This window comes from Nitrosomonas ureae (genome assembly GCF_900206265.1).
Lineage (GTDB): Bacteria > Pseudomonadota > Gammaproteobacteria > Burkholderiales > Nitrosomonadaceae > Nitrosomonas > Nitrosomonas ureae_C.
Genome location: NZ_LT907782.1, coordinates 1,645,324 through 1,665,458, shown reverse-complemented (window position 1 = coordinate 1,665,458; position 20,135 = coordinate 1,645,324). Strand labels below are relative to the sequence as shown.

The following is a 20,135-nucleotide window of genomic DNA, read 5'->3' as shown; positions in this document are numbered from 1 at the left end:
ATATCAAATGACCGCTGACAAAGTAATCCTTACGTTGGACGACGCCAAAAAAATGGTGGCAGCCGCAGAATCCGAAGCAATATGCAATAAATGGCCGGTTGTCATTGCAATTGTCGATGATGGTGGCCATTTGATTTACTTGCAACGTTTGGATCATACGCAACATGGCAGCATAGGTGTGGCAATTGAAAAAGCGCGTGCTGCGATAGCTTTTCGCCGCCCGACCAAGATATGGGAAGACAATATTGCGGAAGGGCAATTGCGTTATCTGAATTTACCAGGCGCCTTGCCGATTGAAGGCGGGCTGCCGGTAGTTGTCAATAGTCAATTTGTGGGTGCAATTGGAGTCAGTGGCGTAAGATCTTTCCAGGATGCACAAATCGCTCAGGCTGGAATCAATGCATTGTTGTCTTGATTTTCTTGCCGAGAATTTGCAACAGATCTTGCGTGTGTGTCGAGGTTAAATATAAATTTGTAATGCCTACACAGGATACGAGCCGCTTACGTGAATCTCTAACTATGTTTGTCTTCGTCTTTCTGGGTGAGGTAAATAAGAGTAACGGCAGTAATTATCACCAGACGGAATGCAGCTTGTTGGCCATTGGCAACTTCCGATTGCCACATTAAAAACCATTCTCCTCCAATCGTCATAAATCCGACGAACCATAGACAGAAACCGAGAGAAAGTCCGAGTATGGCCAAGCTTTTTGCTTGATTGAAAGTTGAGGGATTCTGGATATTTTGGAATAAGCGCAAGCTACCCAGCCAACATAGCCCGGCAATCAGGATTTCAGTAACAATTATCAGGCTATAAGCTGCATGATGCAAAAAAGGAGAGTTAATAGCCCGCCAGAGGCCCTGGTTATCCGGAAAAGTCGTATCCATCAGAAGAACATGCGCGGTGATGAAGAAATTTGAGTCGTAATCGGTGAGATTATTGAATGCAACCAGCGACGCATACAACGCGAAAGCCAGTACCATCATACTTTTTGATAATCGCGTATACATGATAATTAAAGCAATGGCGCAGTTTAAACTTGAGGAATTTGTAATCCCGGCTGGTGCTATTCAAACCGTAGGCAGTCGGCCGGGATAGGGTGCGGAAAACTAAGAGGCTTGTTGAATACCTGCCAATAACCAGGTTGCATCCGGATCTTTCAGATCTTTCTGTACATGCCAGATCTCATCAAATGCTTCCGATTCGCCATCAGGTAAATCTTTTAGTTGACCGGTAAAGCGGACGCTTGCGATAGCCAGATCACCGGCTGTTTCAACCTCCAGTAAGTTAGCATCAATGAACATGATTTCGGTTGTTTGTTGCACATCACCCCGTTCATTAATTTGTGCGCTAATTTCTGCCAGCATCTCCGGTGTCATGTAGTCACGGATTTCATTAATATCGCCATGATCGTGAGCGGCCTGGAGACGCATAAACGAAGCTTTTGCATGGCGTAGAAAGGGCTCCACTTTAAAATCTGCAGGGATATTGGGTTGCCGATAAGCGGTTTGACTGTCCGCGACAGTAGTTCCAGCAGAGGGCGTGAATGCAGGGGTGTTGAAGTTTTCGCGCGTATTTGTATTCATACCCGAGTATTGCATGGAGGGCGATTGTTCAACCTTGGGTTTACGCAGCATGCGAATGATGAAAAATACAGCACCTATGAGTAACAGCATGGTTACGATATCCATCATATTGATGTTTTCAAACGCGCCCCCCATAAAAAGTGCAGCCAGTAAACCACCGGCAGCCAGGCCGGCTAATGCACCGCCCCATTTACTGCCACCAGACGCGGCGGCGGGTGCTGCAGCCGGTGCCTGCTGCGGCTTGGGTGCAGCTTGCTGCTGATTGACCGATTGGCGCTGAGTGCCTAGATTTTTACCGCCGCCCATGCGTTTGGCTTCTGCATCAAAAGCAAGTAAGCCAAAACTGAAAATAGCCAAAGTTAGAAAGGTGAGTGTTTTTTTCATAATGATCTTCCAACCTGTATTTTAAAGCTTCGAGTATAGCATCGGGTTTATGCTGCAAGCTACAGTGAGTTTTTTAGCGAGGCAAATTTTGAATGGTTTTTTCTGTTGCAGAAAGAGCTGAACCGTGTTTTCTAGCGTAACAATATCAGGCGGGGAATCACTTCATTATCAATCCATACAATGGCATTTTGATTAAACCGTTGTCCGATCGATCGGCTAGTACTAAGATCCAATCCAGGAACAAAGAAACTTTTTTCAGGGGGCCATTGGTCGGTTGGATCTATATTCAAGCTTTCAATAATGGGATAGGCACGATGCTGCAATAAATTTCTGAGTTGTTCGTGCGCTGCTAAGTTTTCTTCATTACTGGCAAGCTGACTGTGGGGGTTGTATGCGCTGAGAATTGCCGCGCATGATTGTTTTGATGCTGTTAAAAGTTTTGCCATTGATTCCGAATACTGATCAATGTGTAAGGAGATTGAATTGCATTTGGCACCCACCTGATAATGGGTGCGGCGGTAACTTGTGATGAGGTTGCTTGCGATAACCGATAGAGCCACAATTGAGCAATGATAAGCTTAACTTTTTTGCTTGGCGGAGGGTTTGCCCAGTCAATGGCTGTGCCCATGGCCGTTGTCTTCGCCGCCATGTGCGTGACTTTGGGTTGAGTTGATGAGATTTTCATATTGTTCCGGTGCCATATGACCCAGTTTGAAAATAAAAGCGACCATTCCCCAGATTGCTTGATCATCATGACTCAATCCCCATGCTGGCATAGCAGTCATTTTTAGGCCATTCTTTATTACCCAAAAATACGCTTTGGCGAGTTCCATTCTCTTTGTTTCATCAGTCGTGGTTTCGCGTTGATGGAATATGGGCGCTTGGGGGTACAGGCCTGCCGAGAGTTCAGTCGGTTTCATGCCGGGTGCCAGATGGCAGATGGTACACATGGCATTGTAGTGCTCCGCGCCTTGCGCGAGCAACTCTGTATCTTCCAGTGAAGGTACTGTCAAGTCTTCGGCGCGTGCTTTAATGGAGCTGTCACGTACCCATTCAATGATTCTTTCGGTGATTTTCCAGTGTTTCTCTGTCGCGGCCATATTGTAAGCACCCGATCCAAGAGCGATGATACCTATGGCAAATAATGCCAATAACAGACTCAGGATTGTTTTCATTGTTTCACCTCATTAAATGATCTGGCACTGGTTTCAGTAATACTGAGCAGTTTTAGCTATCAGTTATCTCATAGTACTTTTAATTATCATGCGAATCAATTTATGTTTTCGGATAGGTAGATAATCAATAAATTGCCCGTGTGATGTATGCTAGTTTTCAATGAGTCCGACGTTTCATAAAACGAAGAGGAGAAATGGAGAATAAAGATGGAATTACCGCGCGCATAATGTAGTCGAAAATTTAGGGAACAGCCGGTCAAGTTTTATAAAGAAAGTGGATTGATTCTGGTAGAAGCAGCGAAACGATTTCGCATATGGTGGCGCAAGAGTGAGGTACGCGCAGCTACGTGGATTAAGTGTTGTTTGCAAAAGCTGGGTCCTTACTTTGTATGAAGAAAAATAATAATTAGTCGTTAACTTGAACTTAAATTTTAAAACAAGATAAAGAACTCAATTCTTTAGAGCAGATGCGGTTAATTACTTTTAATTTTAAGAAAGAAGGTATGTTATGGCGAATTCTATTGGCAGGTTATTGATTAAAGAAGGTCTTATTTCTGATGCGCAATTGGTTCAAGCAAGAATCAACCAAAAGCAGAGTAGTGGGAAACTAGAAGATAGTCTCGTTTCATTAGGTTTTCTTACATCTGAGCAAGTAAAGAAAATATTGCATCCTATTCCACCAATACCATTGAAAATAAATAATACTGGACTAAGCGAAGCTTTTCTTAGTGATCTATTATTGAAAATTGCATATCAAGAAGCAGGCACTTTTACCCTGTGTCAAATCAATGACAAATTATGTCTTCCATTTAGTGTTATAAATGAAATCATTGAATTACTTCAAGCAGATCATTTGATTGCTATTCGTTCAGCAGCTGGTTATGGGCGAGAAACTCAAGTTTTTGAATTAACGCAGCGAGGTCGCGAAAGAGCAGAGGCAGCTTTGAATATTAGCCTTTATGCCAGTGCTGCTCCGGTTCCTCTGAAAGACTATACGCGCATTCTTGCCCAGCAACATGTTCAGCAGATTCAGATAGATAGTAGATGGATACAAGAGTCCCTAAGTCATATGGTTATTAGTGAAAAATTACTTAACCAATTAGGTCCTGCTTTCAGCTCAGGACGTGCAATTTTTCTATATGGTCCGCCGGGAACAGGAAAATCAAGCGTTGCAGAAGCATTAGGGCGCGCATTACCTGACCATGTTTTTATACCGCAAGCGATCGAGGTGGGTGGTCAAATAATTCGCGTATTTGATCCTGCAATACATTTTGAAATTACAGAAAAAACCAGAGAAGAAATGCAACTGGATATAAACGTAAATCTGAAACACGATCCACGTTGGAAAAAATGCCGTCGCCCCGTTGTAATGGTCGGTGCGGAATTTACTACCGAAATGCTCGATTTGCATTTGGATATTCATAGCAAGTTTTATGAAGCGCCAGTACAAATGAAAGCCGCGAATGGCGTGTTCATTCTGGATGATTTTGGCCGCCAGAGAGTGACTCCACGTGAGATGCTCAATCGTTGGATTGTTCCCCTGGAGCGGGGTACAGATTTTCTATCATTGCATACTGGTATGAAATTTGAGATACCTTTTGATCAAGTTAACATCTTTTGTACTAATCTACATCCTTCGGATTTGGTTGATGAAGCTTTTTTACGTCGTATCCGTCATAAAATAAAGATGCCTCATTCAACTGAAGGTGAATATAAGGAGATTTTGCGACGTGTTTGTGTGATACAAGGTATCGAATTTAAGGAAGATGTGGCAGATTATCTTATAGATACGTATTATCGAAAAACCGGACGAGTGCTGACGGGTAGTCATCCACGCGATATTATCGATCAAGTTGTTGATTTATCAAGGTACTTAAAACAGTTGCCGACATTTACTACTGCAACCGTCGATATGGCAGCAACTAACTATTTTATAGAGTTGTAAATGATATCCTCACTGCATGGGGATTTGCCTGCGCATGCGAACCTCCATGCAGTGATTGAAGGTCAATTTATTAATTGATCTGATTGACTATGGATTTTGTAGCATTTTGGCTGATTTGCATTAGTTCTTTTTTATTAAAATAAGCAGCTTCACGAGAGAAGTCTTGCCCTAATAGAATTTTTATTTGTATGTCGCTTCGTAATTCGTTACTTTCAATCAACTTGACTTGCATAGGTAACATTTGATTGATCTGATAAGCTTGATCATAATTTCCTGAGCGATAATAAATTTCAGTTTGGGTATGTTTGTATGTTTGGTGATTTGTTAATCTTGCTTTTGCAACACCATGTTGTTGAAAAAAATATGATATCTGTTTTGCCATGCCTGTAATGCCATTACCATTGGAAATTTCTAATTGGATGTATGTGCCATCCAGTGATTTAGAGTCATTATGATGGTGGAACACCTGATCATCTGCGTGATATGACATAGCTGTGGCTAGGGACTCAGCCTTACCATTAAATTTGGATACCTTATCATCTACTTCATTAACGTTAGCGTTGGAAGCTTCTTGTATGGCAAGAGGCAACGAGTCAATCGAGTCTGATTGCAATGTAGCAACTTTATCATTCAGATTGATTCTTTCTTGCGCAACTGCCAGATTAAGTTGGGCCCTTTTATTGCCAGGGTCTACCAATACTGCTTTCTCTAGCGATTTAACGGCTTCAGCTGTATTGCCTTGAATCAGATAGGCATAACCGAGATTGTTATACAAATAGGTTTCCATCGGTGCGTATTCAATCGCCGTGTGGAAGTGTTGCAGTGATAGTTCATGTCGGCCTTGTATGGAATAGATGACCCCAAGTCCATTATGTACTTCAACATAGTCAGGCTTTGCCGCGAGTGCTTTTTCATAAGCGGCAATGGCTCGCTGGTAATCTATCTTGCCTTGATAATACCGCCCTAACAAATACATGATCTTAGGGCTGCCATTGGCATGGTTCACACGCATTACAGGTTTGATCTCAATGTCAGCCGATAATGTATCTTTTTGAATTGAGGTGCATCCATTTAAAGCGAGTGCGCATCCTAATATCCAACTGAGTCGTTTTACTTTGAACATAGTATGTTTCCTGTGATATTCAGTAATTGTTTTAAATTTAGAGCTAGGGTTGTTTGGGTTCTTGCCATTGTCCACAAGGTTCATTTGGGGTGCATCCCATTCGTTTATATGCTGATCGCAGGTTATTGCGTGCATGTGAATTTTCAGGATCGAGTTGCAACGCACGTTCAAATGCGCCGGCTGCTTCACTGTTACGTCCTTGTTTTAATAACGCATAGCCCAGATTATTGTGTAAATAGGATAGTGAGGGTGCCAGTTTTATGGCTTCACTGATGAAATGGAGTCCAAGCTCATCTTCTCCCAGGATCGAATAGATTACTCCCAAGTTATTGTAAGCATCGTAATTCTCAGGCATTAGATCAATAGATTTTTCATAGGCATTGATTGCTTCAGCGTACTCATTTTTCTGATAGTATTCGCGACCCAATTGATACAATTGCTTGGCTTGCACCAAATGCGAATCTTTTGATTTGAACAGCGCATTGACTTCACTGCTATTCTTTTGTTGAGAACTTGCGCATCCGCTCAATATCAATAGGGAGCAGATAATTAACATGAGTAGTGTAGGTTTGCGCATAATTGGTAACTCCTTCAATCAATTGCCCGATATCGTGGGTATAAGAACGCGATAAATATTGATCGCACCTGGGCCAATGATGACCACGAACAATGCTGGAAAAATGAAGAAAATGAGTGGAAAAAGAAGCTTGAGAGCTATCTTAGCTGCTGCTTCTTCCGCACGCAGACGGCGTTTGGTGCGCAACATATCAGAATGAACTCTTAGAGATGATGCAATGCTAGTACCAAAACGATCGGCCTGAATCAGCATAGCGACTAGACCTTCTATTTCTTCTACACCGGTCCGCAGTGCTAAATTGCGCAATGCCTGTTCGCGACTCCTGCCTGCACGCATTTCCAGATTGACCAAATGGAATTCTTCTGCCAATGGTTTGCATTTGACATACATTTCTTCTCCGACCTTTTTCATTGCTGCATCTAATCCTAATCCCGCTTCAACACAAACCGTCATGAGATCAATCGCATCAGGAAAATTTTCAAACAAGTCGCGCTGACGTATTTTAATGACATGCGCCAAGATTAAATTCGGTAGATAATAACCTACTGCAGTTAGTGCGAGAAAAAACAGCAAAGAAATATCAGTATTTATCTGCAAACGACTGATGCCCACATAAAGAAAGAAAATACCTGGCAGGATAAATGCCAGCAATGTTTTTCCTCCAAAGTAAAAGAAAGGTGTTGACTGTGAACGGTAGCCCGCGTGCATAAAACGAATGCGCAAAGGGGAGTTTTCCCAATCTTCTTTTGGTAGCGAAAGTGCGGCAAAAGGACTTGTGAACTTATTAGCAACCTGTTCCCATTGATTGGACTCATTTAAGAATAATTCAGTATGTTCGGAGGCAATTTGATCCAATCGCGATTGTGTTGGATTAGGTGTCAATAATCGCATCAATCCAAAAACACCGCCTGCCACAGCAAAAAAAATGATAGTTAGATATGCTATTTGAATCGTGGTCATAATTTATTTACTCCAAATTACATACAAATGTACAGTAAGTTCGAACTGAGTTTATTTAATCAGGCTTTTATTCTCATACTCGAATTTTGATAATACGCCACATGGCAAAAATTCCAATTACCATCATCGTTAAGGAACCACCGAGAAGCTGATGCCCTACTGGATCTGTAAACAATAAATTCAAATATTCTGGATTAGCTAAGTGGATTAATAATGCCAAAGCGAATGGTAAGCAGCCTAGGATCCATGCAGATAATCGCCCTTCTGCTGATAAAACTCGAATGGTTCCTAACAATTTCAAACGTGCCCGGATCAGGCTGCTGATACTTTCAAGTAACTCTGCCAAATTGCCACCGCTTTCACGTTGAATAAGCACTGCAATGACAAGATAGCGCAGGTCAGTACTGGGTACACGCATACTGAGATTCATGAGTGCTTCCTGCATCGAAATACCATAATTGACTTCTTCAAATGTTGTACTGAATTCACCTGCAATGGGTTCCGCGCCTTCACTGGAAACCATTTGCAGCGCCCCGGAGAAGGCATGGCCAGCCTTCAGTGCACGCGCCATTAAATCCATGGCATCCGGCAATTGTTCTTCAATTTTTAGCAAACGTTTATGTCGTGCACTCAGTACCAATAAAACAGGAAATAACCCGGCTACTATGGCGCACAGCAATAGTATTAAGAAATGCAAATTCAACAGTAACGCTATGGCCATGCCACCCAGTACGGTCATGCAGGTATAGCCCAGAAAGCCTGTTACGCTAAGCTCCATGCCTGATTGAATCAATAGCCGGTCTAGACTATGAATTCGCGGGATTTGTAACAACAGGCGCTCTAAGGTTGGAGAGTCACTTAATAGCCGCTGTTTAATCAGGTTTCGCTCAGTAGCGTCCTGCCAACCCGCAGAGATAGTTTGTAGCCGTTTCTCGATACGAACTGCTTCTGGCCCTTTATAGGCATTCCATGTTAAGTACAGTCCTTCCAGAAATAGCACAATCGCCACAAATACCAAGGCTATAAACAAATAATAAGAATAGTCCATTTTCTGCAAACAACCTCGTTATTTAATGATTTTACCCGGATCAAACAATTCGTCTCGTAGAGGAATGCCGAATACCTTCAAGCGTTCAGCAAATTTGGGTCGAATACCGGTCGCATGAAAGTGTCCCTGGATAACTCCATTTTCATCTACACCTGTCTGGCTATAAGTAAAAATCTCCTGCATGGTAATAATGTCGCCTTCCATACCGGTAATTTCCTGAATGCTGATTAGCTTGCGTTTTCCATCTGTCATACGGGAAACTTGAACAACGACCCAGATTGCAGAGCTGATCTGCTGTCGTACAGCTTTAGCAGGAAGATTCATTTCAGCCATGCTGACCATGTTTTCAATCCGACTCAATGCATCTCTGGGTGTATTCGCGTGCACTGTGGCCATGGAGCCTTCGTGACCTGTATTCATGGCTTGCAACATATCCATGGCTTCAGGGCCGCGCACTTCACCGATTATGACTCGATCCGGCCGCATGCGCAGGCTATTGCGGACTAATGCGCGTTGTGCTACTTCACCCTTACCTTCAACATTTGGAGGGCGTGTTTCAAGCCGCACAACATGGGGTTGCTGTAGCTGCAGTTCCGCCGCATCTTCGATAGTCACAACCCTCTCAGATGCTGGAATAAAGCCGGACATAATATTAAGCAACGTCGTTTTGCCACTACCAGTTCCACCGGAAATGAGAATATTGCACTTACTTTTAACAAGCCCTGCGATTACTTCGGCCATTGACGGTGTCAGTGATTTATAGCGAACCAGATCATCCATCTTAAGAGGAGCTGCCGGAAAGCGCCGGATAGATAATAACGGCCCGTCCAAAGCCAATGGCGGAATAATGGCATTGACACGGGAACCGTCGGATAAACGGGCATCAACCATCGGACTGGATTCATCGACGCGGCGCCCAATTCTGGATACGATGCGGTCTATAATTCTCATCAAATGACGGTTATCGGCAAAGTGAGCATCTGTTAACTCCAGTCTGCCGCGGCGCTCGACATAAACCTGATTATAAGTATTAACCAGAATATCGGAAATTGTTGGATCAGCCAGTAAAGGCTCTAATGGCCCCAAACCAAGAATTTCATGTTGAATATCGGAGACCAAACAGCCTCTTTCTGTCAGATTAATTGGTATTTTCTCTTCATTCAGTAATTGTTCTACTAGATCCTTGATCTCGTTCATCAAACGATCTGAAGGTAACCTCTCCATCACAGATAAATCAACGCGGTCGAGTAGTTTTTGATGTATCTTGGATTTAAGCTCATGATACGAACTTTTCTCGAGCTGCGTAATGCTATCTTCCATAATCAATACCTGTTCAGGCGCGGTTGTATTATTCTCTCCCCAGCGTTGTAAGCGATCTCGTATAGACATGATTAATAACCCATAAATATAATGTTAAGAGAATAGTCTTTTAAACCAGCGTTCTTGTTGTTCAGCATTCAGACTCAGTTCATTACTGATCTCTTCAATAGCTTTAGAGATTGGACTGCGCTGAGCCAGTTTGAAGACTGGCACACCATGATTCACCGATTCATCGACTACGGAAAAGTTGTTGGGAATCGATTTGAAAACCTGATTTTTAAGTGTATTCTGAATATCATCCAGCGTAATCTCGCTTTTTTTGTCATAACGATTGACAATAAGCCGCAACTTTTCCTTGTGGTAACCTAAGGAGTGGAATGCATCGATCAGGCGCTTAGCATCGCGAATAAATGGTAAAGTCTGCTGCAACACTGGGAAAATCATCTCGGCTTTGTCGAGTGCTTGGATTGATACGGCATCCATACGTCGACCGATATCAAGAATGACAAAATCATAATTCTTGATCGCAACCTGAAGCAGGGGATTTACATGTTCGGGTTTTATTTCCGTTGCTTTCTCCGGTTCATCCGGTGCTGCTAAAATACCCAAATTAGGTAAAATCTGAATCATGCTGGAAGCCAGGAATGATCCGTCCAGCCTATGAATTTGTCGAGTGACATCAGCAATTGATGCGGGAGATTTGCTATCGCTCAGGAAAAGTGAAGCATCTCCCAACTGAAGATTAAAGTCAATTAAGGCGACTCGCTGATTGTTCTGTGCTGCCAATGTATAAGCCAGATTAGTGGCTAAAAATGTAGCGCCACTTCCTCCTTTACAGGGAATAAACGCTAAAATTTTACCGCTTCTAACAGGCATGCTTGCCTGTTTGATTCTGTGCTGAAAACGATGGATTGCACCTAGTAATGACTCACGAGTCAGTGGTGTTGGAAGCGCCTCTCGAACGCCTACACGCATGACTTCCAACAATCGTTCAGGAGACTGGATCGAACATAACAAGATGACGCTCAAGTTCGGGAATCGCGCGGTTACATTTCCCAGTACCTGTAGTTCACTCTCCATAGCGTCTGAACTTTCCAATAACAACAAGTCAGGATGTTCTTGTTCAGCAACTGCGGTTACTTGCTGTATACCACCATTGATAGTTAATATCTTATGCGGATTTTCCTGATCCGACCCTTGGAAGGATGGATGTGATATATCAAATTCAGACAAAAATTGACGAATACTTTCCAGAATTTGTTGTTTCTGTGAGATGGCAGCAATAATCACTTTTATTTTCCTCTAATTTTCAATAATTTTTAAGTGCAGACTGGATTGTTAAGACTTGACATACTTTCGCGTGGCAAAGTTGTCGAGAAACCAGGCATCTGAAAATTGATAGGTATTAACGGAACAAACGACTGTACAGTTAATCCAATCACACTAACTGTTACATAGCGGCATGAAGTTGGATCACAGCCACCCGGACTATAGGCAACATTAATATTACTAGGGTTTAAGAAGCCTGCTAAATTGACCATTTTCGTGGTGATGACGGTATCATTCTGATCACAAACTACTGCCAAACGAGCGCCCAAACGAGTTGCTTCTGTCGTCGTATTCATCATGAATAGTACGCGGCCAAATTCCATGATGCCCAATAATAATGTGAAGAGTATTACGGCAATGATGGCAAACTCTACAGCCGCAGTACCCTGTTGTGAAAATTGATTAGCTGTTAAATGAATTCGTCTCATAACTGCCTCATGGTCGTTTGAATCGGATCAAATTGCAAAGTGGTCATGCTGTTACCAAAAAATACTAATGGATTGAAAACAAAGTTAAAAGTGTAACCTGTCACGGTGACTGTTACCAGATTGATGCTGTTACCTGCGCCAGTGGCCGTCGTGGATGATGCAATTCCCACCATACCTATAGTTAATCCAGGCAGAAGTGCCGACCCCGAGCAGTCCGCTGAACCATGTACAACCAAGCATCGAGCTTCTGATTCTGGATAATTTACAGTATCAGTTGGGCTATGTTGGGATAGTAAACGGGCAGCATCGCGGACTGTTTTAACCAAGGTATTGTATTGATATATTGCACGGCCAAACTCCGCTACACCAAACACCAGTATAATCAATGGAATCAGCAATAATGCGAGCTCGACCGCTACGGAACCACGCATGGTTTTTGGGTTTAATTGAATATTTCTTTTATTCATAAGGGTAGTCATTGCATTTGTAAATTCACTGCACTAAAGCCGGCACCAATGGTCCCACACTGCCTGGTCCACCGACCGTGCCCGATGATGCACAAGGACTCAGTGGATCATTCGATTGTCCTAGATATTCAACATACATTCGGTCTGCTCCAGTACCACTGCCACCCGAGTTAGAATTAATAGGATGCAACATCAATATACATGCCCAGGACAATACGGGTGCAGTGGGTCCACCGGCATCCAGCACGTCACAATCAACTACGGCCACAGTAGCCAATCTGCGATCCGCTCCATGCTGCTGGAGAAATGTTCGATCCACAGTTATAGCTCCACCAACTTGAGCTTTTAAACCAGTAACGCCATCGCCTTGATAGGCAGCAGGAGGACTTCCTCTATGTGTTGCAAAATCACTAAAAGCATTGAATTTGCTTGGCCATGTTACTTCCGTATAAGCAAAACCTGTTTTGTCGGGCACAGCAAATCCTGGCTGTCCAGGGCTATCCTCAACGGGATTACGATAAATACCAAAACGGCTATTCCAGGCTTTTGACAAGGAAGAAATCACACCGCCTTGCCCCACAATACTTCCAACTGCTGGCAGATTGCAGGCTCCTGTTCCTGTCAATAAATCGCTTAGTTCAGATGCCCCCCCACCAGGTGGAGAGTAATCGATCCATTTGAATCCACCCGTTAGATCCCCTTTGGGTCCAAGTACACCTTGTAACCAAGTGCCGGGTGCCGCTGCTGCTACATCCGCTTGACAAACCCCGGCAGGAACCGCACAAGTTGTCTGACCGGGAACAAGGCTGGCTACAGCCGTCGCATTGACCTGTTGATCCCCGGCACCCAGCACCTGCATAAACCAATTGACAATACCTGTACGCTGGACAGTGCACCGCGCAAAGCGCATAGTCAATGCATTTGCTACAGCATCTTTGGTCAAATAAGCACCGTTGAGCGTATCACTGAAAGTAACGTCATCGGCATTGACAGTAACTGGATTATTCTGAAATTGAACATTGTTGCTGATTCCTGCTGCTATACCGGCTGCTTCGGCAAGCGTCAATTGGTTTGTACTCGCGCCTGTCAATTCCCGCGCGGCCGCCAATGCACAAGCATCTGCACTGTTCTGTAATTCTGATTTGGTCACAAAAAGTTTACCCAAATCCAGAGCAAGTCCGACAAAGCCAATCAACGCTGCCAAAGATAGCACCATCATAATAGCGACGACACCCTGTTGTTTTCTGATGTTCAGATTTTGCCGTCTTTTTCCCAAGTTAGGAGTATTTATACTGCGCATAACCAATCCCTCTGATGATGGTTGCCAATCTCAATGCTGATAGAAAGCAGGCGAGTCTTTACTGCATTGCGCCACCTCTACTGCTACCGCCAGAAGTTCCTACATCTAACGCACCCCGGGCGGGTGCTTTAGGACTGATAAACGAATCCCGATAATTATCGTACATGGCATCGCCGGCTTGGCCATCAACTCCTCTAACTGGCACAGTGTTTAGCGACGCATCTGGATTCACGGTTTGTTGCGCCTTTGCCATACCTAAAGCATTACCAAATCTCGTATCCATCCGTTTCGGGGGATGGGTGACACAAGCAGTTAATATCAGCATTAGTATTGACAAGCATAAAGTTACTTTAGTAGAAAATTTATTCATAATAATCTTATCCTTATTTCATTTGAAATCCACTTGGCTCAGCTATGCCTGATTGACCTTTAGGTTGCTCAATCATATACTGTGATGCATCCCTGTTGTCTGATGGATCAGTTTCCCGTTCCAGTCTTCCCTGTATGAGGAACTCTCCGCGTCCTGGACGTATAAATGCATCGGTCGGTGTGCCATGATCAGGCTGCAGCGGCTGTACCAAACGGGGTGTCACGATAATCATCAACTCGGTTTTATCCATCAGGTAATCACTACTACTAAATAGGGCACCCAGCACCGGCACTTCTCCTAGCATTGGGAAGCGTCTGATCTGCTCTCTGAAGTTATCCTGCAATAATCCACCGATCGCCAAGGATTGGCCGTCGCGCAATTGAACAGTCGTTGAAATACGCCGTGTTTTAAAAGTCGGCACTGCCACAATCGCTCCCAAACCAGTGGAGGCTACCTGCTGAAACGATACCAACTCCGAGACTTCCGGGTTGACTCTTAAATTGATACGACCTTCTTCCAGAACTGTGGGCTGAAAAATCAATCCGACACCAAACTGCTTGGATTGTAATCTGACAGCACCACCTACGCCTGAGGTAACGGGAATCATAATTTCGCCCCCCACCAGAAAGCTGGCTTCCTGCCCACTAATCGCAACAATATTGGGCTCAGCAAGGATTTTTATGACGTTGTCTTTTTTCTCAGCGTCAATTAGGAAAGAACCGCCTTCACTGGAAGCGAATGGCAAACCTGTAGAAACAGGATTTTTCCCAAGCAGTAAGCTAGCCGGACTGCCGCCGATTAATCCACCCATGATCTGAGTCCATGCACTTCCTGATTTTCTCAAAGCGCCTTGAAAATCAAAACCTAGTTTCTCAGCTTCTGTACGGTTAACCTCAGCAATCTTCACTTCCAACATGACTTGCTGGTTATCACGGACTCCCAGTAAATTGATAACCGGAAATCTACCAAGACCGGAACCTGCCCCTAGAGTCTTATCTTTATGTTGCCCCGCTTCCTTCAATAACTGCACGGCCATCATTCCACCCGGTCCACTACCGCCACTACCTGATGCTTGACTTTCCGTAGTGGATTGATCTCCTTGAAAGCTCATCATCATGCTCAGTACTGAAGTGCGCACGAAAGCTTCAGCCAATGCGATAATCCGATCAGCCTTCAAGGTATTTGAAACCATACCCGACACAATGAGTGAATCACCTGCTGCAATAATTCTAATGCTTTTCTCTTCTGGCATAATGGCCTGTATTTGTAGACTTAATGCCGTCACATCCATGAGAACATTGACATCAATAACAGTTGATCTACCATCTTTTGTCCATAACGTAATATTGGTCATACCAACGATTTTTCCCAAAATATATATTTCTTGGGGATTGATTAACATGACATCAGCAACATTTGGACTACCCACTGATATCCGTTTGATAGTAGTGGGTAGTTTTAGTAAGGTTGATTTACCCAGTGTGACGTCAATTTTAGCGGCACCAGTTTGTGTTAAAGATCGATCGGATATTATTGTTTGTTCCGCATGTGAGGGAATAGATTTAATGGATCCAGGTGCTTGAGCGTTTGCATGCGACTGCAACACCATCAAAAAAATCAAACCAACAGGTAGAATAAAATGGAAAAAATACTTGACGATCAATATCATAAAGTTGTCGATGAGCAGTCGCTTCATTTTCCTTTTCCTTCAGTCGTTTTAGTTTCGGTTTTATTTGTTCCACGAATAATCGCTATAGATTCATACTGCGACCCTCTGGAGCGATAAACAATTTTCTGCTCTGTTGATACAGTTGTAATTGGCACGGGTTGCTTGAGTAGATCAGAAATGCGTCTTCCTTGTGTATCGGTAGAATGGCCATCGACCTGATTGCGCAGTGCCAAAGAAAGTGTGCCGATACTTCGGGCAAGATCCAGGGTCTCGGCTTGCTCGGGAGATACCTCTAAAGTCACAGCGGTGACTACCTTAGGTTTGGTATCATCACGACCGACATCTTGTGCGATGGCAAGTACTAGAATCTGTTCCAATACTAGTTTCGAGAATGGTTTCTGGTTTTCATCCTTGGCGCTGACCAGAATATCCACCAAGTTACCAGGTAATGCGAAACCGGCTACCCCAATGACATCATTCACTCGCACAGTAATAGCTCGTTTGCCTTCTGCAATCACCCCCGATAGGCCGCCTGAGGTACCAATTGGTGCTAATTTGGATTCCAGAACGGGTTCTCCGGCCACCAGATGCGTTTTAAGTACACGGTTTTCCAGCAGTTCAATTTCTTGAAATGCACCGATGGGGATACTGCCACTTGGCCAATCAGTTTTCTTCAGCATATCGTGAGCCAGTCGTGTGCCGGCATCAATATCGCGCATCGCGACAAATACTGTTGATGCATCAACACGTGTCTTCTCATTGATCCATTTGCCTGCAACCGCTACAGCCACCAATCCAAGTAGCAGTGAAACCAGAATCATCAAAAGCGCTCGGGTATTTTTCATATTTGCATTCCTAAAATCTTTTAGTCATTAGTTCAGTACATTATTAGTAGCTTTAGTCTTCTTAAAGCTACGGAATAGGGTGGTTAAACTTTATGGAATATTTTGATTTCCACTTACAATCAAACCATCTACATTTGACAGCTTGATTGTAGTGAGTATTTCGGTGGGACTATTTCAGGAAGAGAACGGTAATTTACGGCTAATTTCGTTTGGCAGGTTTTTATTGGTGAGATTTATTTTAGAAGATATACGGAATAATCCGGTACCGTACCTTCGACATATAGTGGCAATATGCCGGATCAAGAGACAGGTGTCTTTCTTCCCTGAAAATACGCAAACAAAGAAAACTTATCGTTACTAAGTAAAGAATCAGATTCATAGTAGTGGTATGAACTAAAACATAACCGCCAAATATCAAGAAATAGCTGGCATAGAGGGGATGGCGAATCATACGGTACATCCATCCGGTTTTGATTTCACGTTTAGCGGCCACAATGGCGAAACTGCGATTGAGCGAAATAAGGCCAGCGATCTGCAGGAGAGTACCTAGTGCAATGAGGATTTCCGCTTGCGGTAAAACCCCATAATCTGAGGGGCGTAGAAAAAGTGGGGCAAAGGAACCAATAATCGCAACCAGCCAATCAGATGGAATGATTGAAACAGTTTTTGGGTTGCTGCGAAAAATAAAAAAAACTGTTGTTAATGCTTCAGAAATAATAACTAGCAGCAATGACAATTTACCTGTATCCAGAAACATTATGAAATGCGCATAAGCAAAAATACCAAAGAATGTTGCCAGTAGTGCACCACTATACAAATTGAATCGACTGGATCGCAGAATGATAGGGAGTGTACTCATGGGTAGTATCCTATAAAGAGATTATTTGTGAAGCTAATCAATGGTCCTATTGCTATTTCTTCAGCTTTTCTGTTAATCAATCATTAACGTTGAGTGATTAATCGCCAAGGAAGTTATGGTTCCCACTGCTATTGCTATGCCGTAAGGCAGTTTTCCGGTAGAGTTTGGGGTTTCTTCGGATACTGATAAATTATTATTTAAAGATTTGAACTTATTGACTGACAATGCCGACAAGAACATGAAGATGAAATTATCCATCAATCTACGTAAAAATCCTTGTCGCCATGAAACAACGAGAGCAAGCAGACCGCCAACGATTAAGGTGCTAAGAAACACGCTAACGATATCATTGGACCCTACAAATGCCCCGACCATGGCCATTAGCTTGACATCGCCAGCACCCATCATGCGAGACATGTAAAATGGCAACAACAAGAGTAATCCTATAACGCAGCCGATTAATGAATCAGCAATCCCAACTTCTAAAGTTAAGAAAAAATTCAATAAAAAGCCCAGTAATGTGCCGGATAAAACAAGTGCATTCCGAATATGGTAGCCGCAATAATCTTGCCAGCATGCTGTTATTAATAACAATACCAAGACACTTATTGTCACAAGATGCATAATCGGTGTTTTTAATCGATATATTATAAAAAGGCCACCGTTGATAGATGGCCTTTTAATCAGAAAGCACTATTTCTGTTTTGGGTTACAGGTAAAATATTACAGTGCAGCTTGTATTGCAGCTGTTATCGCTGCGAATGCAGCGTTCAAGCTTCCACCAAGAGCTTGCACTGTAGCAATAATAGCTACAGCAATTAGTCCAACCATCAAACCATATTCAACTGCTGTAGCACCTGCTTCGTCATACCAAAAATTTTGCACCGCTTGTACCAATTTTTCCATGATTCTTTCCTTCGTGATTAAAGTTAATAATCGCCTATTTTGTTGAGATAGACTTCATTGGCTTCGGCAAATTTCGTTGAATCTTTAGTATATATTTGAGCTTGCTTTTATCAAACGGTAGTTGCTCATTTTTTAATTACCGATACGTGTATTTTTGGCGAGCTAATCTTACCTATCCATAGGAAATTAACCCTTTTTTATTAGTATGCTAATACGTGTTCCTAGTAGTTTGTTTGTACTATTTTTAACGAGAGTAATTCGCGCCTGACGATAAAAGGCATGCTGTATCGAATGAAGATTTCTAATCGTGATAAAAGAGCGTAGCGCATATCATAAACATCGTGAATGTTCTTTATTACTAAGGAAACGCTGATTAACTCGGCGAACGAGATGAAGCACGAGACGCTCGGAACGCAGCAATTGAGACTTATCAACAAGATAGGTGAAGGCGTGAATACCGCGCAACGAAGTGATTCGTTCGTGCAGCCAATTAATCAGCGTTTCCCTAAGACTAAGGATGATCTATAAAATGACAGTAAGCACTGATAGCGAGTCAAAATTTGAATTTTCTGAATCGTTATGTTTCTTTACTGTTTTCTAATCTGGCTTGAATACTTGCATAATTTAGATGCGGAGCAAACATTTCGATAAAATCGAAAATATAACCACGTAAATAACTATGGCGGCTTATGCCGATACGCGTTGTGCTGGATTCAAACAAGTGGCTGGCATCAATCGACCTTAGATTCTTGTCACGTTTGGCATCAAAAGCCATATTAGCCAATATGCCGACGCCTAATCCCAATTCTACGTAAGTTTTGATTATGTCTGAGTCGATTGCTGTCAATACCACATTAGGCTCCAATCCACAGTTTGCAAAAGCTTGATTAATTTTTGAGCGACCGGTGAAAGCGAAGTCATAAGTAATGATGGGATATTGATTGATCGCTTCCAATGTAAGTTTTTTTATCTTCAAGAGTGGATGCTTGGGGAGTACAATAACGCATCGATTCCATTCATAGCATGGCAGCATGACTAGTTCTTGAAAGTGTTCAATGGCTTCTGTGGCAATTGCGACATCCGCTTCGCCGGAAGTTACTAAAGTTGAAATTTGCATCGGACTGCCTTGACGTAGGATAAGCTTAACTTTCGGATATCGCGCGGTAAAGCGCTTGATTACAGCCGGTAGAGCGTAGCGAGCCTGTGTATGTGTGGTTGCGATTGTTAGAGTTCCACCTGCTTCATTGGTAAATTCCTGCGCGATTTTTTTTAGATTATCGGCATCGCGGAGCATTCTGGTAGCCGTTTTTATGATCAGCTGCCCAGGTGGGGTTATCTGCACAATACGTTTACCATTGCGCAAAAAAATATCGACGCCTAATTCGTTTTCAAGCATCTGGATCTGTTTGCTGATGGCCGGTTGAGAAGTGTGCAGATTCTTGGCTGCTTTGGATAGATTCATGTCTTGACGAGCGGTTTCACACAAATAGCGAAGTTGTTGAAGTTTCATAAGCGTACCTGGTAATAATAAATTGTTATATACATCTAATATAATATTATTTTGATTTATAAAAATGTATTGTTATCATAATAAATAACCAAAAAAGTAAATTGAAAGGCAGTTACTAAATCTATTCTGTCGGGTTCTCTGATCAATTTTTTTCACACTGCTCAGTTGGTTGTTATTGGCACGCGAAAGGTTATTATCGTTAGTTTTTGGTAGAATAACGAATTGGCCATTCTGTCTGTGTTGGTTGCATGTATCAACGATGCTGGAATGCTGAGTGATCACTGATCGATTCGATCAGGGTTGAAAAAATTCAAATAATTGGTGGTGGGTGAAATT

At 42.9% G+C, this 20,135-nt stretch carries 23 protein-coding genes; 3 read left to right on the top strand and 20 right to left on the bottom strand.

From position 1 onward, the window contains the following. The first annotated feature begins 7 nt into the window (after positions 1-7). A complete protein-coding gene (locus CPG39_RS07715) occupies positions 8-415 on the top strand; it encodes a GlcG/HbpS family heme-binding protein (RefSeq protein ID WP_096292770.1) in 408 nt (135 codons plus the stop codon). Between the two features lie 98 nt (positions 416-513). Here CPG39_RS07715 and CPG39_RS07710 read toward each other — a convergent pair whose 3' ends face one another. From CPG39_RS07710 to CPG39_RS07695, 4 genes are all read right to left on the bottom strand, one after another. Beyond that, the gene (locus CPG39_RS07710) at positions 514-984 is read right to left on the bottom strand and encodes a DUF2165 domain-containing protein (RefSeq protein ID WP_231990243.1); all 471 of its coding nucleotides are present in this window, start codon (positions 982-984) and stop codon (positions 514-516) included. Between the two features lie 123 nt (positions 985-1,107). Beyond that, the gene (locus CPG39_RS07705; protein WP_096292768.1) at positions 1,108-1,968 is read right to left on the bottom strand and encodes a Tim44 domain-containing protein; all 861 of its coding nucleotides are present in this window, start codon (positions 1,966-1,968) and stop codon (positions 1,108-1,110) included. Between the two features lie 131 nt (positions 1,969-2,099). Further along, complete coding sequence (locus tag CPG39_RS07700; RefSeq protein WP_231990242.1) at positions 2,100-2,414, bottom strand: DUF3293 domain-containing protein; 315 nt, start codon at positions 2,412-2,414, stop codon at positions 2,100-2,102. A gap of 165 nt (positions 2,415-2,579) precedes the next feature. Beyond that, the gene (locus CPG39_RS07695) at positions 2,580-3,143 is read right to left on the bottom strand and encodes a c-type cytochrome (RefSeq protein WP_096292766.1); all 564 of its coding nucleotides are present in this window, start codon (positions 3,141-3,143) and stop codon (positions 2,580-2,582) included. A 508-nt stretch (positions 3,144-3,651) separates the two neighbouring features. Between CPG39_RS07695 and CPG39_RS07690 the strand changes: the two genes are divergently transcribed. After that, positions 3,652-5,088 carry an ATPase gene (locus CPG39_RS07690; protein WP_096292765.1) on the top strand — a complete coding sequence of 479 codons (1,437 nt, stop codon included), beginning with the start codon at positions 3,652-3,654 and terminating at the stop codon, positions 5,086-5,088. 70 nt (positions 5,089-5,158) lie between these two features. On the opposite strand, the gene CPG39_RS07685 is transcribed toward CPG39_RS07690, so the two are convergent. The 15 genes from CPG39_RS07685 to CPG39_RS07615 form a co-directional block, all read right to left on the bottom strand. Beyond that, the gene (locus CPG39_RS07685) at positions 5,159-6,211 is read right to left on the bottom strand and encodes a LytR C-terminal domain-containing protein (protein WP_172424094.1); all 1,053 of its coding nucleotides are present in this window, start codon (positions 6,209-6,211) and stop codon (positions 5,159-5,161) included. Positions 6,212-6,254: 43 nt separating this feature from the next. Then, positions 6,255-6,788 carry a tetratricopeptide repeat protein gene (locus CPG39_RS07680; RefSeq protein WP_096292763.1) on the bottom strand — a complete coding sequence of 178 codons (534 nt, stop codon included), beginning with the start codon at positions 6,786-6,788 and terminating at the stop codon, positions 6,255-6,257. 18 nt (positions 6,789-6,806) lie between these two features. After that, a complete protein-coding gene (locus tag CPG39_RS07675; protein ID WP_096292762.1) occupies positions 6,807-7,748 on the bottom strand; it encodes a type II secretion system F family protein in 942 nt (313 codons plus the stop codon). Positions 7,749-7,821: 73 nt separating this feature from the next. Further along, positions 7,822-8,796: a type II secretion system F family protein gene (locus tag CPG39_RS07670; protein ID WP_096292761.1), complete on the bottom strand. Its 975-nt coding sequence runs from the start codon at positions 8,794-8,796 to the stop codon at positions 7,822-7,824. Positions 8,797-8,814: 18 nt separating this feature from the next. Then, a complete protein-coding gene (locus CPG39_RS07665; RefSeq protein WP_096292760.1) occupies positions 8,815-10,185 on the bottom strand; it encodes a CpaF family protein in 1,371 nt (456 codons plus the stop codon). Positions 10,186-10,209: 24 nt separating this feature from the next. Further along, a complete protein-coding gene (locus CPG39_RS07660) occupies positions 10,210-11,406 on the bottom strand; it encodes an AAA family ATPase (protein ID WP_096292759.1) in 1,197 nt (398 codons plus the stop codon). Between the two features lie 29 nt (positions 11,407-11,435). Further along, positions 11,436-11,873: a TadE/TadG family type IV pilus assembly protein gene (locus tag CPG39_RS07655; RefSeq protein ID WP_096292758.1), complete on the bottom strand. Its 438-nt coding sequence runs from the start codon at positions 11,871-11,873 to the stop codon at positions 11,436-11,438. Then, complete coding sequence (locus CPG39_RS07650) at positions 11,870-12,340, bottom strand: TadE/TadG family type IV pilus assembly protein (protein WP_096292757.1); 471 nt, start codon at positions 12,338-12,340, stop codon at positions 11,870-11,872. The genes CPG39_RS07655 and CPG39_RS07650 overlap by 4 nt, the downstream gene beginning before the upstream one ends. A 25-nt stretch (positions 12,341-12,365) precedes the next feature. After that, positions 12,366-13,640 carry a pilus assembly protein TadG-related protein gene (locus CPG39_RS07645; protein WP_096292756.1) on the bottom strand — a complete coding sequence of 425 codons (1,275 nt, stop codon included), beginning with the start codon at positions 13,638-13,640 and terminating at the stop codon, positions 12,366-12,368. Positions 13,641-13,698: 58 nt separating this feature from the next. Continuing rightward, positions 13,699-13,923 (bottom strand): hypothetical protein, encoded by a 225-nt coding sequence (locus CPG39_RS07640; protein ID WP_145956221.1) that lies wholly within the window; start codon positions 13,921-13,923, stop codon positions 13,699-13,701. A 100-nt stretch (positions 13,924-14,023) separates the two neighbouring features. After that, complete coding sequence (locus CPG39_RS07635) at positions 14,024-15,706, bottom strand: type II and III secretion system protein family protein (RefSeq protein ID WP_096292754.1); 1,683 nt, start codon at positions 15,704-15,706, stop codon at positions 14,024-14,026. Then, positions 15,703-16,524 (bottom strand): Flp pilus assembly protein CpaB, encoded by an 822-nt coding sequence (cpaB, locus tag CPG39_RS07630; RefSeq protein ID WP_096292753.1) that lies wholly within the window; start codon positions 16,522-16,524, stop codon positions 15,703-15,705. Before cpaB ends, CPG39_RS07635 begins: the two co-directional genes overlap by 4 nt. 238 nt (positions 16,525-16,762) lie before the next feature. Next, positions 16,763-17,383: a methyltransferase family protein gene (locus CPG39_RS07625; protein WP_096292752.1), complete on the bottom strand. Its 621-nt coding sequence runs from the start codon at positions 17,381-17,383 to the stop codon at positions 16,763-16,765. Between the two features lie 72 nt (positions 17,384-17,455). Continuing rightward, the gene (locus CPG39_RS07620) at positions 17,456-17,998 is read right to left on the bottom strand and encodes an A24 family peptidase (RefSeq protein WP_172424093.1); all 543 of its coding nucleotides are present in this window, start codon (positions 17,996-17,998) and stop codon (positions 17,456-17,458) included. Positions 17,999-18,106: 108 nt separating this feature from the next. Next, positions 18,107-18,289: a Flp family type IVb pilin gene (locus CPG39_RS07615; RefSeq protein ID WP_096292750.1), complete on the bottom strand. Its 183-nt coding sequence runs from the start codon at positions 18,287-18,289 to the stop codon at positions 18,107-18,109. Positions 18,290-18,679: 390 nt separating this feature from the next. On the opposite strand from CPG39_RS07615, the gene CPG39_RS14500 reads away from it, so the two are divergent. Further along, positions 18,680-18,817: a hypothetical protein gene (locus CPG39_RS14500; protein WP_172424092.1), complete on the top strand. Its 138-nt coding sequence runs from the start codon at positions 18,680-18,682 to the stop codon at positions 18,815-18,817. Positions 18,818-18,866: 49 nt separating this feature from the next. On the opposite strand, the gene cysB is transcribed toward CPG39_RS14500, so the two are convergent. Continuing rightward, positions 18,867-19,799, bottom strand: coding sequence for an HTH-type transcriptional regulator CysB (cysB, locus tag CPG39_RS07605; RefSeq protein ID WP_096292748.1), 933 nt, complete (start codon positions 19,797-19,799; stop codon positions 18,867-18,869). Positions 19,800-20,135: the final 336 nt, after the last annotated feature.

What these genes read in the sequence shown, in the direction of transcription:
- CPG39_RS07715 (WP_096292770.1), top strand. Translation starts at nt 8, where the DNA reads ATGACCGCTGACAAAGTAATCCTTACGTTGGACGACGCCAAAAAAATG.
- CPG39_RS07710 (WP_231990243.1), bottom strand. Translation starts at nt 984, where the DNA reads ATGATGGTACTGGCTTTCGCGTTGTATGCGTCGCTGGTTGCATTCAAT.
- CPG39_RS07705 (WP_096292768.1), bottom strand. Translation starts at nt 1,968, where the DNA reads ATGAAAAAAACACTCACCTTTCTAACTTTGGCTATTTTCAGTTTTGGC.
- CPG39_RS07700 (WP_231990242.1), bottom strand. Translation starts at nt 2,414, where the DNA reads ATGGCAAAACTTTTAACAGCATCAAAACAATCATGCGCGGCAATTCTC.
- CPG39_RS07695 (WP_096292766.1), bottom strand. Translation starts at nt 3,143, where the DNA reads ATGAAAACAATCCTGAGTCTGTTATTGGCATTATTTGCCATAGGTATC.
- CPG39_RS07690 (WP_096292765.1), top strand. Translation starts at nt 3,652, where the DNA reads ATGGCGAATTCTATTGGCAGGTTATTGATTAAAGAAGGTCTTATTTCT.
- CPG39_RS07685 (WP_172424094.1), bottom strand. Translation starts at nt 6,211, where the DNA reads ATGTTCAAAGTAAAACGACTCAGTTGGATATTAGGATGCGCACTCGCT.
- CPG39_RS07680 (WP_096292763.1), bottom strand. Translation starts at nt 6,788, where the DNA reads ATGCGCAAACCTACACTACTCATGTTAATTATCTGCTCCCTATTGATA.
- CPG39_RS07675 (WP_096292762.1), bottom strand. Translation starts at nt 7,748, where the DNA reads ATGACCACGATTCAAATAGCATATCTAACTATCATTTTTTTTGCTGTG.
- CPG39_RS07670 (WP_096292761.1), bottom strand. Translation starts at nt 8,796, where the DNA reads ATGGACTATTCTTATTATTTGTTTATAGCCTTGGTATTTGTGGCGATT.
- CPG39_RS07665 (WP_096292760.1), bottom strand. Translation starts at nt 10,185, where the DNA reads ATGTCTATACGAGATCGCTTACAACGCTGGGGAGAGAATAATACAACC.
- CPG39_RS07655 (WP_096292758.1), bottom strand. Translation starts at nt 11,873, where the DNA reads ATGAGACGAATTCATTTAACAGCTAATCAATTTTCACAACAGGGTACT.
- CPG39_RS07650 (WP_096292757.1), bottom strand. Translation starts at nt 12,340, where the DNA reads ATGAATAAAAGAAATATTCAATTAAACCCAAAAACCATGCGTGGTTCC.
- CPG39_RS07645 (WP_096292756.1), bottom strand. Translation starts at nt 13,640, where the DNA reads ATGCGCAGTATAAATACTCCTAACTTGGGAAAAAGACGGCAAAATCTG.
- CPG39_RS07640 (WP_145956221.1), bottom strand. Translation starts at nt 13,923, where the DNA reads ATGGATACGAGATTTGGTAATGCTTTAGGTATGGCAAAGGCGCAACAA.
- CPG39_RS07635 (WP_096292754.1), bottom strand. Translation starts at nt 15,706, where the DNA reads ATGAAGCGACTGCTCATCGACAACTTTATGATATTGATCGTCAAGTAT.
- cpaB (WP_096292753.1), bottom strand. Translation starts at nt 16,524, where the DNA reads ATGAAAAATACCCGAGCGCTTTTGATGATTCTGGTTTCACTGCTACTT.
- CPG39_RS07625 (WP_096292752.1), bottom strand. Translation starts at nt 17,383, where the DNA reads ATGAGTACACTCCCTATCATTCTGCGATCCAGTCGATTCAATTTGTAT.
- CPG39_RS07615 (WP_096292750.1), bottom strand. Translation starts at nt 18,289, where the DNA reads ATGGAAAAATTGGTACAAGCGGTGCAAAATTTTTGGTATGACGAAGCA.
- CPG39_RS14500 (WP_172424092.1), top strand. Translation starts at nt 18,680, where the DNA reads ATGAAGCACGAGACGCTCGGAACGCAGCAATTGAGACTTATCAACAAG.
- cysB (WP_096292748.1), bottom strand. Translation starts at nt 19,799, where the DNA reads ATGAAACTTCAACAACTTCGCTATTTGTGTGAAACCGCTCGTCAAGAC.